12 protein-coding genes and 1 pseudogene are annotated in these 15367 nt (G+C 70.4%); 3 read left to right on the top strand and 10 right to left on the bottom strand.

What is annotated here, in order from left to right; genetic code table 11:
* Positions 1-282: 282 nt before the first annotated feature.
* The gene (locus MFF64_RS27370; RefSeq protein WP_099900441.1) at positions 283-534 is read left to right on the top strand and encodes a hypothetical protein; all 252 of its coding nucleotides are present in this window, start codon (positions 283-285) and stop codon (positions 532-534) included.
* A gap of 285 nt (positions 535-819) precedes the next feature.
* Here MFF64_RS27370 and MFF64_RS27365 read toward each other — a convergent pair whose 3' ends face one another.
* Together MFF64_RS27365 and MFF64_RS27360 are read right to left on the bottom strand one after the other, a co-directional pair.
* On the bottom strand, positions 820-2238 hold the full coding sequence (locus MFF64_RS27365; RefSeq protein ID WP_238192861.1) for an LLM class flavin-dependent oxidoreductase: 1419 nt from the start codon (positions 2236-2238) through the stop codon (positions 820-822).
* A 36-nt stretch (positions 2239-2274) separates the two neighbouring features.
* A complete protein-coding gene (locus MFF64_RS27360) occupies positions 2275-3111 on the bottom strand; it encodes a MetQ/NlpA family ABC transporter substrate-binding protein (protein WP_238192860.1) in 837 nt (278 codons plus the stop codon).
* Between the two features lie 390 nt (positions 3112-3501).
* Between MFF64_RS27360 and MFF64_RS27355 the strand changes: the two genes are divergently transcribed.
* Positions 3502-4725 (top strand): acyl-CoA dehydrogenase family protein, encoded by a 1224-nt coding sequence (locus MFF64_RS27355; RefSeq protein WP_238192859.1) that lies wholly within the window; start codon positions 3502-3504, stop codon positions 4723-4725.
* Between the two features lie 160 nt (positions 4726-4885).
* Here the strand turns inward: MFF64_RS27355 and MFF64_RS27350 are convergent, their stop codons facing one another.
* The 8 genes and pseudogenes from MFF64_RS27350 to MFF64_RS27315 all read right to left on the bottom strand — a co-directional run bounded on the left by MFF64_RS27350 (position 4886) and on the right by MFF64_RS27315 (position 14345).
* Positions 4886-6472 carry a rhodanese-like domain-containing protein gene (locus MFF64_RS27350; protein ID WP_238192858.1) on the bottom strand — a complete coding sequence of 529 codons (1587 nt, stop codon included), beginning with the start codon at positions 6470-6472 and terminating at the stop codon, positions 4886-4888.
* A gap of 39 nt (positions 6473-6511) precedes the next feature.
* Positions 6512-7756 (bottom strand): acyl-CoA dehydrogenase family protein, encoded by a 1245-nt coding sequence (locus MFF64_RS27345; RefSeq protein WP_099900205.1) that lies wholly within the window; start codon positions 7754-7756, stop codon positions 6512-6514.
* Positions 7757-7765: 9 nt separating this feature from the next.
* Complete coding sequence (locus MFF64_RS27340; RefSeq protein WP_099900203.1) at positions 7766-9130, bottom strand: NtaA/DmoA family FMN-dependent monooxygenase; 1365 nt, start codon at positions 9128-9130, stop codon at positions 7766-7768.
* 35 nt (positions 9131-9165) lie between these two features.
* On the bottom strand, positions 9166-10179 hold the full coding sequence (locus tag MFF64_RS27335; protein ID WP_238192857.1) for an NrtA/SsuA/CpmA family ABC transporter substrate-binding protein: 1014 nt from the start codon (positions 10177-10179) through the stop codon (positions 9166-9168).
* Positions 10180-10213: 34 nt separating this feature from the next.
* Positions 10214-10909 (bottom strand): ABC transporter ATP-binding protein, encoded by a 696-nt coding sequence (locus tag MFF64_RS27330; RefSeq protein WP_099900199.1) that lies wholly within the window; start codon positions 10907-10909, stop codon positions 10214-10216.
* Positions 10906-11766 (bottom strand): ABC transporter permease subunit, encoded by an 861-nt coding sequence (locus tag MFF64_RS27325; protein WP_238192856.1) that lies wholly within the window; start codon positions 11764-11766, stop codon positions 10906-10908. The genes MFF64_RS27330 and MFF64_RS27325 overlap by 4 nt, the downstream gene beginning before the upstream one ends.
* Before the next feature lie 263 nt (positions 11767-12029).
* Positions 12030-12415 (bottom strand): annotated as a pseudogene (locus MFF64_RS27320) (MgtC/SapB family protein); the annotation flags it as partial.
* A gap of 316 nt (positions 12416-12731) precedes the next feature.
* Complete coding sequence (locus MFF64_RS27315; RefSeq protein ID WP_238192855.1) at positions 12732-14345, bottom strand: ABC transporter substrate-binding protein; 1614 nt, start codon at positions 14343-14345, stop codon at positions 12732-12734.
* Positions 14346-14736: 391 nt separating this feature from the next.
* Here MFF64_RS27315 and MFF64_RS27310 point away from each other — a divergent pair, with 391 nt between their 5' ends.
* Positions 14737-15324 carry a MetQ/NlpA family ABC transporter substrate-binding protein gene (locus MFF64_RS27310; RefSeq protein WP_099901870.1) on the top strand — a complete coding sequence of 196 codons (588 nt, stop codon included), beginning with the start codon at positions 14737-14739 and terminating at the stop codon, positions 15322-15324.
* Positions 15325-15367 lie beyond the last annotated feature (43 nt).

The raw sequence follows: 15367 nt of genomic DNA, 5'->3' as shown, positions 1-15367 counted from the left end.
CGCTCGGTATCGCTGCAAGGTGCGGGAATGGGCCGGGGTCAAACCCCGACAGCTCGACCGCGCAAAGGGCGGCGGAGAGTGGTTTGCGGGCCATGGCCCTGGGCCTGCGCCCAAGATCTTACAACCGCAGCTCGAAGGCTCCTCCGACGACGCAGCTCATAAGCGCTCACTTGTTTGAATGCATCGCGCCATAGCGGCGTGCCCGCACTCCCTCGAACCATTTTCAGCCTCAGCCGTTTCACCTCTCACATTCGGGTCATGCCGAGTGAGGGAGAGGCTATCATGGGTAAATTGATGTTCGCCGCCGCCACGACTGTCGTGCTGCTGGTTTCAGGTGCTCCCAGCTTTGCCCAGGGTATCCGGATCGGGCCTGGTGGCGTGGAGATCGACGATGGGCGAGGCTATCGCGAAGAGCGCGACGAGCGCCGCTACCGCCGCATGTGTCGGGACCTTCGTGACCGTTGCGAGAATAGGGACGTGTACGGCGAGGAGGGGCAGGGCAATTGCCGCCGCTATCGTCGCATGTGCGGTTGAGCGGTGGTCTCGCCCACTTGGATGTCCCACGCTCCCGTGCCCGGGTTGAAGCAGCGGGTTCACGGTCTTCTTGGCTGCCTGATCGAGGTGAGACTTTCCAGGCACTCGGTTCTCTCAGAGCCTGTTTGATTGGCGTCCACAGATCTCAAATCCACCGTGTCATTCCGGGCTCCGCTGCGCGGCCCCGGAATGACGAGGAGGGTGTCAATGCTGCTGAGTGAGTCAACAGGTTCTTACATCTCGGCTCGGGCGACGAAATGACCGCTCATCCCCGCGACGGCTCGGTCACTTCGGGGAAATGACTGGGGCGCCCCGCGGCGACGCCTCTGCCCGCCGCCCCGCCCCCCGCCGAAACCGCGCCGCCGGATGGCTCGCCGGCAGCAGATTGCGGCCGGTCCCGAAGACCTTCTCCCGCAGGGGGCCGGGCGCGTAGGCGGTCTTGTAGCGGCCGCGGCGTTGCAGCTCGGGCACGACGAGGTCGATGAAGTCGCCGTAGCCCTCGGGCGTCACCGCGTAGCTCAGGTTGAAGCCGTCGATATCGGTCTCGTCCATCCAGGCTTCCAGGGCGTCGGCGACCTGCGCGGCCGAGCCGACCAGGACCGGGCCGCGCCCGCCGATGGCGTTGTGGGTGACGATCTCGCGGATCGTCCAGGTCTTCTCCGAGCGGGCGAAGGACTCGACCATCGAGGCGACCGCATTGTCCTTCCGGATCACCGGGAACGGGTCGTCGAGGTCGTACGGCGCGAGGTCGATGCCGGTCCAGCCCGAGAACAGGGCGAGCGCCCCTTCCGGATCGACGTGGGCGAGGTAGTCGCGGTGCTTGTCCTGCGCCTCCGCCTCGGTGCGCCCGACGATCACCGTCATCAGGGCGAAGAACAGGATCCCGGCGGGGTCGCGCCCGCGGGCGGCGGCCCGGCGGCGGGTATCGGCCACGGTCGCGGCGATCGCCGCCTTCGACGGATCGCTCAGGAACACCGCCTCGGCATGCGCGGCGGCGAAGTCGCGGCCGCGGTTCGAGGCGCCGGCCTGGAACAGGAACGGCGTGCGCTGCGGCGAGGGATCGACGAGGTGGATGCCCTCCATCCGGAAATGCTCGCCCGCATGCACGATGCGGTGGATCTTCTCGGGATCGGCGAACAGGCCTCGCTCCCGGTCGCGCAACACCGCGCCGTCCTCCCAGCTCTCCTCCCACAGGCGGTAGACCACGTCGAGGAACTCGTCGGCGATGTCGTAGCGGGTATCGTGGGCGGTGATCCCGGGTCGGCCCACCGCCCGCGAGGCCGCCGCCGAGTAGCCGGTGACGACGTTCCAGGCGATGCGCCCCTCCGTCAGATGGTCGAGGGTCGAGAAGCGCCGCGCCAGGGTGAAGGGCGGCTCGTAGGAGACCGAGGCGGTGATGCCGAAGCCGAGATGCTCCGTCACCGCCGCCATGGCGGAGACGAGCAGCATGGGATCGTATTTCGGTACCTGCGCGGCGCGGCGCAGGGCTGCCGCGGCCGTGCCGCCATAGACGTCGTGGATGCCGATGCCGTCGGCGATGAACAGGGTCTCGAACAGGCCGCGCTCGAGGAGCCGGGCCACGTCGGTCCAGTAGCCGAGGGTGTTGAAGTCGAGCGAGCGGTCGCGCGGATGCGTCCACAGACCGGGCGAGAGATGGACCGGGCTGTGGATCGCGAACCCGTTGACGCGGATCGGCTTCGTCATGGGGAGGCCTCCAGGTGCGGGATCACTGGCGCGGGATCAGCGGAAGTAGTCCGGCAGCGTGAAGCCGTCGTAGAAGCGGTCGGCCCGGATCGCCGCCTGGAACGCATCCGAGCGGTACGCCGCCACGATCGCCTTCGCCCACGGCGTCTCCGCCTGGCCGCGGCGCACCGCCACCACGTTGATGTACGGCCCAGTCATCTTTTCGAGCGCCAGGGCCTCGGTGAGCTTGAGGCCGCTGAAGATCGCGAAGTTGCCCTGGATCGCCGCGAAGTCGACGTCGTCGAGGGCGCGCGGCGCCTGGGCGGCCTCCAGCGGCACGATGCGGATGCCGCTCGGATTCGCGGTCACGTCGAGTTCGGTGACGTCGACCGGGTTGGCGTTGGGTTTGAGCCCGATCCAGCTGGCATCGCGCAGGATCTTCAGTGCCCGCTCCAGGTTCACCGGATCGTTCGGCACCGCGACGGTCGCGCCCGGGCGCACGGCCGAGAGCGTCTTGTGCTTGCGCGAGTAGAGCCCCATCGGCGGCGTCGGCACCTGCACGATGCCGACGAGGTCGGTGCCGTTCCGGTCGTTATAGGCCTTCAGGTAGACGCTGTGCTGCATGACGTTGGCGTCGACCTCGTCGTAGGCCACCGCCTTGTTGACCTCGAGCCCGGTGCTGAAATGGGCGTAGGCGATGCGGTAGCCCTGCGCGCCGAGGACCGGCGCGACGCCGGCCTTGAACGCGTCCTCGTAGGGGCCCGGAGTGAAGCCGACCCGCAGGTCGCGCTTCTCGAGCGCCGCCTTGACGGGAGTCGGCACGGCCGATTGGGCGAGGGCCGGAGCCGCGGCGGCCGCGAGCAGGACGGCCAGGATGGCGCGACGCGCGAGCATCACGCTCTCCCGGCGGCGCGGCCGCTCGAACGGTGAGGGGGCGGATCGGCGATCATCGTGGGCTCCGGTGAGGGACGAGGCGTGCAGGCTCGGCCGCGACCTCGCCCATGTCAACGAGAATGTTCTTTTTGAAGAACGACCCGTCGGAAACAGTGCTTCTTCGTGTTCGCTCTTCAGCAGTGCGATTCTTTCAAAATCGCAGGTATGGGCATTTATACATCAGCCAATGCTTGCATGGTGAGTGTGCCGCGGCGAAAATCATTCTACCGTAGTGCCGACCGTCCGATTTATGTTCTCTTAAACGAACGTGATCGCGAGGGCGCGGGCATGAGTTTCGGGATGTCGGCGCCCCGATCGGCGAGCGCCGACCGACAGGATGGGACGACCGTGATGACGCAGATCCAGACCGGCTGGGGTGCGGGCCCGAGCGCCCGCTACGAGGATCTGGCCGAGCGCTTCCGGCCGGTTTTTCGCGAGATCCGCGCGGGCGCGCCCGCGCGCGACCACGAAAGGCGCCTGCCCCATGCCGAACTCGCGGCGCTGAAGGAGGCGAGCTTCACCACCCTGCGGCTGCCGCCCGGAGAGGGCGGGCACGGGGCGAGCCTGCCGGAGCTGTTCGGGCTCCTGATCGAACTGTCCGTGGGCGATCCCAACGTGACGAACGCGCTGCGCGCGCATTTCGGCTTCACCGAGGACGTGCTGAACTCACCCCATCCGGACTGGCGCAGCCAGTGGCTGCCGCGGATCGCCGCGCGCCAGACGGTCGGCAGCGGCGTCTCCGAGACCGGCGCCGCCAAGGTCGGCAGCTTCGACACCGTGCTCAAGCGGCGCGGCGATGGCTACATTCTCGACGGCACCAAGTTCTACACCACCGGCTCGCTCTTCGCCGACTGGATCCACCTGGCGGCGGTCGACGAGGCCGGCCAGCCGATCGGTGCCGCGGTGCCGCGCCTGGCCACCGGGGTTGAGGTGCTGGACGACTGGGATGGCTTCGGCCAGGCGCTGACCGCCAGCGGCACGGCGAAGTTCACCGGTGTGGCGGTGGAGGCGGCCTGGGTGAATCCCGATCCCGGCCGGTTCCGCTACGCGGTGGCGTTCTACCAACTCGTCCACCTCGCGACGCTGGCCGGGATCGGCCGTGCCGCGGCCGGCGACGTCGCCCGCCTCGTCGCCGAGCGCACCCGGGTCTACAGCCACGGCAACGCCGCCCGCACCGCCGACGACCCGCAGGTGCTTCAGGTGGTCGGGCGGGTGCGCGGGGCGGCCTACGCGGCCGGTGCCATCGTGCTCAAGGCGGCGGAAGCGCTTCAACGCGTGTGGGAGGCCGACCGGGCCGGGGACGGGGAGGAGGCGGCCGTCGCCGCCACGGTGGCCGACGTCGAGGTCAACCAGGCGGTGACGGTGGTGACCGGGCTGGTGCTCGACGCCACGACGCAGCTCTTCGACGCGCTCGGCGCCTCCTCGACCCGGCGCGGTCTCGCCCTCGACCGCCACTGGCGCAACGCCCGCACCATCGCCACGCACAATCCCCGCATCTACCGCGACCGCACCGTCGGCGACTTCGCCGTCAACGGGACGGCCCCGCCGCGGCAGTACCGCGTCGGCCAAGCCTGATACCGCAGCGCTTTCGAACGGACGCGTTCGAAAGTGCAAGGCGAGCCCGCATGGGCGCCGGCGCTGATGTGCCGAACGCTTGTGCATCGACGTGTCGATGCACAAGCGTGCTGGCATGAGACGATCGAAGCCGCGCCCGTGAGCGGGTGCGGCAGGCCGATCAGGCCGGCGCCGCGTCGGGCGCGCGGGCGACGCGGAAGCGGGCGATCCCGTCATTGGCGAGCTGGGCCACGAGCTGCAGCTCCCAGTCGATGTAGCCCTGCATCGCCGCCCGGGCGTTGTCGGTGCCCTCGTAGGGCCGCTTGTAGACGTCGACCGGCTCCGACAAGAAGCGGCCTTCCGTCTCGAGCGGCCGGCCGGAATCGGCCCAGGCCCGGGTGCCGCCGGCGAGCAGCAGCACCGGGCGCGTCGTCGCGCCCCGCGCCTCGGCGAGGTTTCCCGCCGCGATCCGCCCGTCCGGCGAGGTCAGGACGACCGGGCCGTCGCCCGGCAGGGCGGCGAGGTCGCGGGCCAGCGCCGGACCGGAGGCGTGCCAGGCACCGGGGACGTGGCCGCGTCGGTAGGCCGGGCTGCGGGCGAGATCGACGATGGTCGCGTCCGTCCGCGTCGCGAGGTCGTCCGGCGAGAGCGCCGGCCCGGCCGGAAGGGTCACCCGGGCTGGCTCCGGCGCCGGAAAGGCATCGGGCAGCGCCGCGCCCTCGGCGAGGACGAACGCGTCCCACCCCATCTGGACGAGCCAGGAGGCCGCCATCCGGGCGCGCACGCCGTCGTCGTCGTAGAGCACGACGCGGGCGCCGCGCACGCCGAGCCACTCGTCGGTCGCCTGGACGAGCTGCCCGCCCGGCGCCGAGGCGAAGCCCGCCGGGTGGCCGAGGGCGTGCTCGGTGGGGTCGCGCACATCGAGGGTGTAGAGGGTGCGTGTCTCGGCCTCGGCACGGAACCGGGCGAGGTCCTCCGCCCCGATCACCGGCACGCCGACATGCGCGGCCCACGTTGCCGCCCGCTCGCGGGCCCAGGCGCGCGTCGCGTCGGACGGTGGTGCGACCTGCTCGGTGCGGCGCGTCGCGAGCGGCAGGCCTTCCAGCGTCCAGCCGATCGTGCCGTTGCGAAGCGCCACGACGCGGTTCGGCAGGCCGGCATTCACCAGGCTCTGGGTGCCGATGATGCTGCGGGTGCGGCCGGCGCAATTGACGACCACCAGGGTGTCGGGGGAGGGCGCGGCCTCGCGGATGCGGTAGACGAGCTCGCCCCCCGGCAGGCTGCGTCCGCCCGGGATGCTCATCGTGGCGAATTCCTCGAAGCGGCGGGCATCCACCACCACCACGTCCTCCTCCTGATCGAGGATGCGCCGGATCTCGGCCGCCGGCAGGGACGGGGTGTGGCGGATGGCCTCGACCAGCTCGCCGAAGGCCTTCGAGGGCACGTTGACGTCGCGATAGACCTCGCCGACACGGGCATAGGCCTGGAGCCCGCCCTCCAGGACCGCGACGTCGCGATACCCGAGGGCGGCGATGCGCGCGGCTGCCCGCACGGCGTAGCCCTCGCCGGAATCGTAGACCACGACCGGGGCCGACAGGCGCGGCACCAGGGCCGGCACGGACGTTTCGATCTCGCTCACCGGCACGCTGAGGGCGAAGAGCGGATGCGCCTCGGCGAAGGGGCCCTCCTCGCGCACGTCGAGGAGGGCGATCTCGCGGCCCTCGGCCCAGTGGGCGCGCAAGGCCCGCGCGGTGATGGTCTTCGTCATCCGGCTCTCGTGGTGATGATGCGTGGGCCGGGGCCCGGCTCAGAAGAACGCCCCGGTCGGGGGCAGGGCACCGTTGAGGTAGTGGTCGCCGACCACCCGCTCCTTGTAGATCCGCGGGTTGTGCGCGGCGATGACCTTCAGGTTGCGCCAGTGGCGGTCGAGCGCCCGGTCGGTCGCGACGGCGCTGCCGCTGCCGACGTCGAGGAGCAGGCTCGCGAGCGTCGCTGCGATCTCGTCGGTCACGATCTTCGCCTCGGCCGCCGCGATGCTGGCGGCGATCGACAGGGCCTCGGCGTCGGGATGCGCCGCTCGCGCCCAGGCGAGGTCGAGGGCCGCGACGGCGCGGTCGGTCACCGCGAGGATCGCGGCCCGTTGGGCGGCGATGCGCCCGATCACCGCCTGGATCTCGGGCTCTTGCGAGGGGTGCTCGGCGAGCGCGTGGTAATAGTTGCGCGAGCGTCCCCGCACCAGCGTCAGGGCGTCCTGGAGGATCCGGGTGACGATGCCGGAGATCACCACCGTCAGGTAGACCTGGTGGAAGGTGAAGCCGTAGAGATGCGGCTCGCCCTCGGCCCGCTCCGGCAGCGCGAACAGGTCATCCGGCGCCACCGCCACATTCTCGAACACCGTGGTGCCCGAGCCGGTGAGCTTCTGGCCGAACCCGGTCCAGTCGTCGTCGAGGATCACGCCCGGGGCCTTGGTCGAGACCAGGAACTGCACGGTCCGGCCGCTCGCCTCGTCCACCGCCGAGGCGAAGAGGTGATCGGCATACACGTTGCCGGTCGAGTAGATCTTGCGGCCGGAGACCCGATAGCCGTCGCCGTCGCGCACCAGCCGCGCGCCCGGCACCTGGCCGCGGCTGCCGGCCGGCCCGCCGCCGGCCTCCGAGACGGCGTTGCCGAACATCCGTCCTTCGCCGGCCAGCGCCAGGATGCGGGCGGAGAAGGGCGCTCCCGGCGTCTTCCGGTGCTGCTCGACGGCGAAGAAGTGGTTGCGGAAGACGTGGGCGATGTTGGGGTCGGCACTCGCGAGGTCGCGGGCGAGCGCGAACAGCTCGGGCAGGCTCACGCCGGCCCCGCCCGCCTCGCGGGGGAGCCGCAGGGCGCCGAAGCCGCGCTCCTTCAGCGCCGCCGTCTCGGCGGTGATCGGGCGCCGCGCGACGTCGCGGGCGGCCGCGCCTTCGGCGAAATCCGCGAAGAGTGCGGCGAGGCCGAGGTGGCGGGTGACCGGGCTCCAGTCGGGCCGGGTGGCGGCGGCCGGGTCGAGTTGGTGTCCCTGCAGCATCGAGGCCTCCTATCGGCCGGTGCCGGTGCGGCGCAGGGGCTCGGCGTCGCGCGGGTCGGTGTAGGGATCGAGGCCGAGATGGTGGCGCAGGGTCTGGCCCGTATAATCGTCGCGGAACCGTCCGGCCTTGCGCAGGAGCGGCAGCACCGAATCGACGATGTCCTCGAGCCCGCTCGTCTGGACGTCGATGTTGAGGTTGAACCCGTCCGCCGCACCCGTATCGAACCAGTGCAGGATGTCGGCTGCGATGACCTCCGGCGGGCCGACGATCATCCGGTGGCCGCCGACGATGTTGCTGAGGGCGGCCTGCCGCACCGTCCAGCCGTGCTCGACCGCCTCGGCGAGGATCTGCTTGCGCGGCCAGCGCGAGGCGATCGGCACGCGCGGCTCGGCCGCCTCGATCCGATCGTAGGGCAGGGGAGCGTCGAGGGGCAGGTCGTCGGGGTCGAGGGCGAAGTGGCGGGCGAGTTCCCCACGCAGGAAGTCGATGTCGAGGCCGGCATCGAGGTCGGCCTTGCGCCGCAACGCCTCGTCCTCGGTGCTGCCGACGATCGGGAACAGGCCCGGCATGACGAGGAGCTGGTCGGGATCGCGGCCGTGGCTGCGGGCGAGCGCCTTGACGTCGGCGTAGAATTTTTTTGCGGGCCCGATCAGGCGCTGGCCGGTGAACAGGGCGTCGGCGTAACGGGCCCCGAAGGCCTTGCTGTCCTCCGACTGCCCGGCCTGGAAGATCACCGGCCGCCCCTGCGGCCCGACCGGGGCCGACAGCGCGCCCCGGGCGCTGAAGTGGCGGCCCTCGACGGCGATCGGACGGACCCGCGCCTCGTCGACGAAGACGTGACGGTCGCGGTCGGCGACGACCGCCTCCCGGGGCAGCGAATCCCAGAGACCGGTGACGATCTCGACGAACTCGGTGGCGCGCCGGTAGCGCTCCTCCTGGTCGAAGCCGTGGGGAAGCCCGTAGGCGGCGAGTGCCACCGGGGTCTGGCTGGTGATGACGTTCCAGGCTGCCCGGCCCTTGCTGATGTGGTCGAGCGAGGCGATCTGGCGGGCCACGACATAGGGATGGCCGAAGATCGTCGAGGTGGTGGCGACGAGGCCGATATGGTTCGTCGCCTGCGACAGGGCGGCGAGCAGCGTCACCGGGTCGAGGGCGCGCCAGGGCCGGTGCAGCGCCTCGTCGACGAGGCCGCCGGGCCCATCGGCGAGGAAGAGCGCGTCGATCTTGCCCTTCTCCGCCACCCTGGCGATGTGCAGGAAGGCGTCGATGTCGGTCGGCAGCGAGGCCGGGTCCGAAAAGGTCTTCCAGGCGGCGTCGTGGCGTCCGGAGGCGAGGACGTTGACGCCGAGGCGGACGGGCTTTGGAGAGGGCATGGGCGCGCTCCGGGCGGAGTTGGGGGAAAGGTGTGTCAGACCCGGACGGAGTGGTCGGCGACCCGCACCCGTCGCGGCAGGATCGCGCGGTCGGCGAGCCAGTCGGCTGCCTTCTGGAAGCCGGCGAGGAAGGCGGCGTCGTCGGCCTCGTAGAAGCGGTTCTGGCGCTTGAGGCCGGCGAGGTGGTCGCGCACGGCGTCGCCGTACTTGCCCTCCTTCTGGGCGATGGTCTCGGCCTCGACCGGGTGCTCGCTGATCCACTGCCCCTCGCGGGCATAGGCGTCGATCACCGCGCGCACGAGGGCGGAGTTCCGGGTCGCGAAGTCTCGCAAGGTGACGAGGGACGAGTAATCGATCAGGAAGTCGAGGTCGGTGCCCTCGAAGAAGATGTTCTTGGCGTTGTACTGGTCGCGGGCGATGTCGACGGCGGGGGTCCACATCGACCAGGCGTCGACCCGGCCCTGGCCGAAGGCCGGCGAGGCGTCCGGTGGGTTGAGGTACACGAACTCGACCAACTTGCGGTCGACGCCGTGCTTCTCCAGGGCCGCGACCAGCAGGAACTCGCCGAGGCCGGAGCGGTTCACCGCGACCTTCTTGCCGGCAAGGTCCTTGACCGAATCGATGCCGGAATTCTTCTTGACGATGATCGCCGTCGAGCGCGGCGAGTAGACGTTGTAGTTGGTGAAGACGAGCGGCGAGCCGGCGATGATGGCGGCGAGCGCCGGGGTGGTGCTGCCCCAGAAGCCGAAATCCGCGCTGCCGCCGACCACCGCCTGCAGCGAGGGCGCGTGGTTGGGGAACGGGCCGACCCACTTCACCGTGATGCCCTGGTCGGCGAGGCCCTTCTCGAACGCGCCGCGCTCGCGGGCGATGAGCGGCAGGCCGCCTCGCCCCCAGCCGAGGCGGACGGTGTCGGTGTCGCGGGTGCCGGAATTGCCGGAGCCTTGCGCCCGGGCGGGGCCGAGGCCCGTGGCTGCGGCGCCGAGCGCCAGCCCGGCGCCCAGGATGAGCCGGCGCCGGTCGAGACCGAATGGAGTCGTGCGGGTCATGCGGAAGGAGTCCTGTGACTTCGGTGTCCGTCGATCAGGCGGCGCGGTCATGGCGGGTGACGCCGAGCTCGCCGAGGAGCTTGCCGCGCAAGGGGGCTGGCCCGGCCGCGGTCTCGGCCTGCACGTCGTACGAGGCGGCGATCCGGCCGCCGCGCATCACCAGGATGCGGTCGGCGATGGCGATCGCCTCGTCGACGTCGTGGGTCACGAGGAGGACGCCGGGCCGGTGGCGCGCCACCAGGTCCTTGATGAGGTCGTGCATCTTGATGCGGGTGAGCGCGTCGAGGGCGGCGAAGGGCTCGTCGAGGAGCAGGAGCCGCGGCTCCCGCACCAGGGCGCGGGCGAGCGCCACCCGCTGGGCCTGGCCGCCCGAGAGGTTGCGCGGCCAGTCGGTCTCGCGCCCCGACAGGCCGACCTCGCGCAGGGCCGCGACCGCCTGGTCCCGCGCCTGCGGCGTCTCGATCCCGAGGGCGACGTTCTGCCAGAGTGGGGCCCAGGGCAGCAGCCGGTGCTCCTGGAACACCACCGCCGGCTGGGCCGGGCCGTCGATCCGCCCGGCATCGACCGGGTCGAGGCCGGCCAGCGCCCGCAAGAGGGTGGTCTTGCCGCAGCCGCTCTCCCCCAGCATGGCGACGAACTCGCCGAGCTCGATCCTCAGATCCAGGCCCTCGATGACGACCCGCTCGCCGTAGCGGCGACGCAGGCCCCGGACGGTGACGGCAGCGCTCATCGACGCCCTCCCTTGACGAAATTGGGGTGCCAGGCGAGCAGCCGGCGCTCCAGGGCCCGGGCGATCCCGTCGGCGATCACGCCGATCGCCGCGTAGATGACGATCGTCAGCACGATGACGTTGGTCTGCAGGAACTCGCGCGCATCCATCGCCAGGAAGCCGATGCCCTTCGTGGTGGCGATGGTCTCGGCAATGACGAGGGCCAGCCAGGCGACGGCCAGCGCGTAGCGCACGCCGGTCAGGATCGACGGCATCGCGCCGGGCAGGATGATCTTGGTGATGCGCCCGCGCAGGCTCAGACCCGTCACCTTCGCGACCTCGAGGAGCTTCGGGTCGACCTGGCGGATGCCGAGCACGGTGTTGATGTAGATGGGAAACATCACGCCGAGCGAGACGAGGAAGATCTTGCCGGCCTCGTCGACGCCGAACCATACGATGACCAGCGGCAGGAGGGCGAGGAACGGGATCGCCCGGATCATCTGGATCGAGCGGTCGAGCAGCGCCTCGGCGAGGCGCGAGAAGCCGACGAGCAGACCGAGCCCGAAGCCGATGCCGCCGCCGATGACAAAGCCCGTCGCAGCACGCAGCAGGCTGTAGCCGAGATGCACGAACAGGGACCCGTCGGTGACGAGCGTCCAGGCCGTGGCGAGCACCGCGCTCGGGGCCGGCATGACCTGCGGGTTCACGCCGCCGAACCGGCACAAGGCTTCCCAGACAAGCGCAAACAGGAACGGCGCCAACCAGGAGAGGACGATCAGCTCGCGCTCGCTCCAGGGCCTGCGGTCCGCCTTGCGCGACGCCGTTCGAAGCGCGCCCGATATCGCCCGAGGCGCCTTGGTTGAGAGATCGACCGCCATGAGAGCCCGCTTCCGGCGACCCGTCCGCCCATGGCGCAACCCATGGCGCAGTGGCCGCAGCCCCGTCATGGCGCGCTTGTTATTTTATTCGATCGATTTTGTAAACTATCGCTTGGCGCCGGCTGGCGTGGTCGCGCCAGCCGGCAGGGATCGCGGACACCGGCGCCATTCCCTTTATGGCGATCCTGTCCGCCGATGGTCCGGGCTATGGACCGGCGGATAGTGGCTCCTGCCTTCGGGAGGGGACGACGAGCGCCCGATCGTCAGCCGATGTCGGTCTCGACGCTGACGATCCCCGGATGCGCGTGCAGCCGCGCGGCGATCGCCTCGACGCTGCGCTGCGACAGCCGGACGAACGTCACCGTCACCTCGTCCAGCCCCTCCGAGGTCGACTGGCGCACCACGAACTGCTTGATCCGCGACGAGCGCTCGCCCGAGACCTGCTGCAGCACGTCGATCGACATCTCGCCGCTGCGGGCCACAGTCCGCGGAGGGCGCGCGCGGATCCGCTCCTGGTAATGCTCCTCGATCGGCGTCACCCCGGCCAGGATCACCACCACGATCATCGCCGCGACGTAGAGGCCGCCGCCACCCACAGGCTCGCCGCGGTGGTCAGCCCCCGCACCACCTCGCCGCGCAGCAGGATGGTCACGATCCTGCGCGAGGTGAGACCGGGCCTTCGCTGCGCGGGCGAGGAATATCTTGCGACCGTCGAGCACGCCCGCCCTCTGGTCACAGTTGCATCGGCACCTGCTCGCCGCGCCGAGTGACGATCCCTGAAGGCAGCGCTCCCGCGTCATTCCGCCTCCCGGGGCCTGTCCGGGCGATGACCGATCGCGTCACGGCATCGGCTCCCGTGGCACGGCGTCGGCAGGCCTTGTCCGAGGGGCTCTGCCAGCCTCGTGCTCCATTGAGCGACCGACGTCACCTGAATGCGGATCCCCTCGGCCGATCCCGGTAGTCCGTCACGGCGCGAGCCAGGTCTCCGAGAAGTCGCCGGCGGCGAGGTCGATGCTGTTGAACAGGCGCCGCACCCGGGAGTTCTGGACCGCGACCGTCGGGATCGTCACGAGGGCCACGACCGGCAGGTCGGGTCCGACGATGCCCTGGATCGTGCGGAAGATGTCGCGTCGGTGCGCCTCGTCGACCTCCGTCGCCGCCTGGCGGAAGAGGTCGTCGACCGCCGGATTGTTGTAATGGGCGGCGTTCAGGTAGGGCAGGGGGCGCTTGATCCCGTCCGACCAGTACAGCCGCTGCACGCCGATAGTGGGGTCGAACAGGCGGCTGATCCCGTTGAGGTTGAAGTCGAAATCGCGCTCGGTATAGACGCGGCGGATGAAGGTGGCGAGGTCGCCGTCGGCGATCTCGACCTTGACACCGACGCGCATGAATGCGGCGCGCAGGTACTCGGCGGTCTTCCTGAAGGTCGGCCCCGGAAGGAAGGTCAGCCGGAGCGCGAAGCGTGTGCCGTCCGGCCCGCGCGGCAGTCCGGCCTCGTCGAGCAGGCGATTGGCCCGGGCGAGGTCGAACGGATGGGCGAACGGCGCCTCGTCGTTATAGGCCTTGAGCGCCGCGGGGATCGTCGAGCCGGCGGCCTGGGCGTGACCGTAGAAGATCGTGCCGGTGATGATCCGGCGGTCGATGGCCGAGGCGAGGGCGTGGCGGACCTCCCGGCGCGCCAGGACCGGCCGGTCGAGGTTGAATTCCAGCACCTGCGCGTTGTTGAGGTAGTCGTCAGAGGCCGTCGTCACCGCGAGACGCGGATGCGACCGCAGCCGCTCCAGCTCCGGCAGCGCCACGCTGTAGCTGACGTCGGCCTCGCCGGATTCGAGCGCCGTCGAGACCGCCATCGTGTCGGCGACGAAGCGGACCACGATCCGGTCGAGGAACGGTCGTCCGGGCTGCCAGTAATCCGGGTTGCGGCGCAGGACGACGTGGCTGCCCCGCGCCCACTCGACGAAGATGTAGGGCCCGGTTCCGATCGGAGCGCTGCCGTTCGGGCTCTCGCCATAGGCCTCGCCCGAATAGGCGTGGGCCGGCATGATCGGCGACTCGGCCGCGGTCAGCGCCTTGAGCAGATACGGCGTCGGCTTCGACAGGACCAGGATCGCCGTCAGCGGGTCCGGCGTCTCGACCTCGACGAGGTTCGCGAAGGTGATGCGTCCGCGCGGACCGATCTTTTTCAGGGCCAGGAGCGAGAAGCGCACGTCGGCGGCGGTGAACGGCTTGCCGTCGTGCCACCTGACGTTCGGGCGCAGGGTGAAGCGGTAGCGCAGGCCGTCCTCGCTGACGCTCCAGCCGGTGGCCAGGAGCGGCTGCGGGGCGAAGCTGGCGTCGAAGCGCAGCAGGCCCTCGATGACCTTCGTGCTGAGATTGCGGGTGCGGGTGTTCGAGTCGGTCAGCGGCACGAGGGTGGTCGGCTCGCCGACCTCGACGAGCGTCAGCGTGCCGCCCCGCCGCGGCTCCGCCTCCCGCGCGCGAGACAGAGTCTCCGCCTCCTGCGCGTGGGGGAGGCGGGCGCCGAGCGGCAGGAGCAGCGTCGACGACAGGAGGGCGAGGGCTTGGCGGCGATCGGGCATGAAAGGCCTGGAAAGGGGAGGCGAAAGGCCGGGCGCTCGCCGGCGCGGGGCTGGCCGTGGCAGCACCGGCGCATCCGGATCGGGCGCGGCCCGGGACCGGCATGCTCCGCTTCGGGATGGTCCTGAGTCAACGAGAATGTTCTTTTTGAAGAACGCGCGGAAGGAAGACAGCGTTACTCTCTCGACGCGCGGTGCAGCTGATTTCTTTCAAATTTCGCATCAATAAACGATTCGTGGTCGCGCGCTCTTGTTCCCGGCGTCGCCTTCGGCGACAAGCGCCACCTCGCCGCCCTCCGGCCGATCGTTCTTTGAGAAGAACAAATTGACGCTCGCCGGCACAGGTCCGGCACGCGGGCCGCGGCGCCCCCGGACATCGTCCACAGGACTGACAATGCTCGCCTTCGCCAGACGCACCCTGCTCGCCGCCGCGGCTTTGTCGCTCCTCTCCGGCGCCGCTCTCTCCGCACCGTTGCGGATCGTCGCCTCCTCGGTGCCGCATGCCGAGATCCTGCGCTTCGTGAAGGAGAAGCTCGCCCCCGATCTCGATGTCGCGATCATCGAGATCTCCGGCGACATCAGGCCGAACTCCCTGATCCTCCACGGCGACGCCGATGCGAACTTCTTCCAGCACGCGCCCTACCTGCGCACCGAGGAGGCGCAGCTCGGCACGACCTTCGCGGTGACCGCGGCCACCCATATCGAGCCGCTCGGGATCTACTCGCGCAAGGTGAAGAGCCTCGCCGACGTACCGGCCGGCGCCACGGTAGCCTTGCCCAACAACGTGACAAATCTCAGCCGCGCCCTGAACCTGCTGCAGGCGAGCGGCCTGATCACCCTGAAGGCCGGCCTCAAGGGCGGCCAGCTCGCGACGCCATCGGACATCGCCGACAACCCGAAGCGGATCGCCCTCGTTCAGGTCGCCCCGGCCCAATTGCCGCGCTCCATCGACGACGTGACGCTCGCGATCCAGGCTGTGTGAGAACGCGGTTTTGGTGGATGGGCAGGTGAGTGAGCCCTTGCAG

It is taken from the genome of Methylobacterium frigidaeris, from assembly GCF_022179185.1.
GTDB lineage: Bacteria > Pseudomonadota > Alphaproteobacteria > Rhizobiales > Beijerinckiaceae > Methylobacterium > Methylobacterium frigidaeris.
The sequence above is the reverse complement of the archived record's forward strand: the minus strand, read 5'-3'. Positions and strand labels throughout refer to the sequence as shown.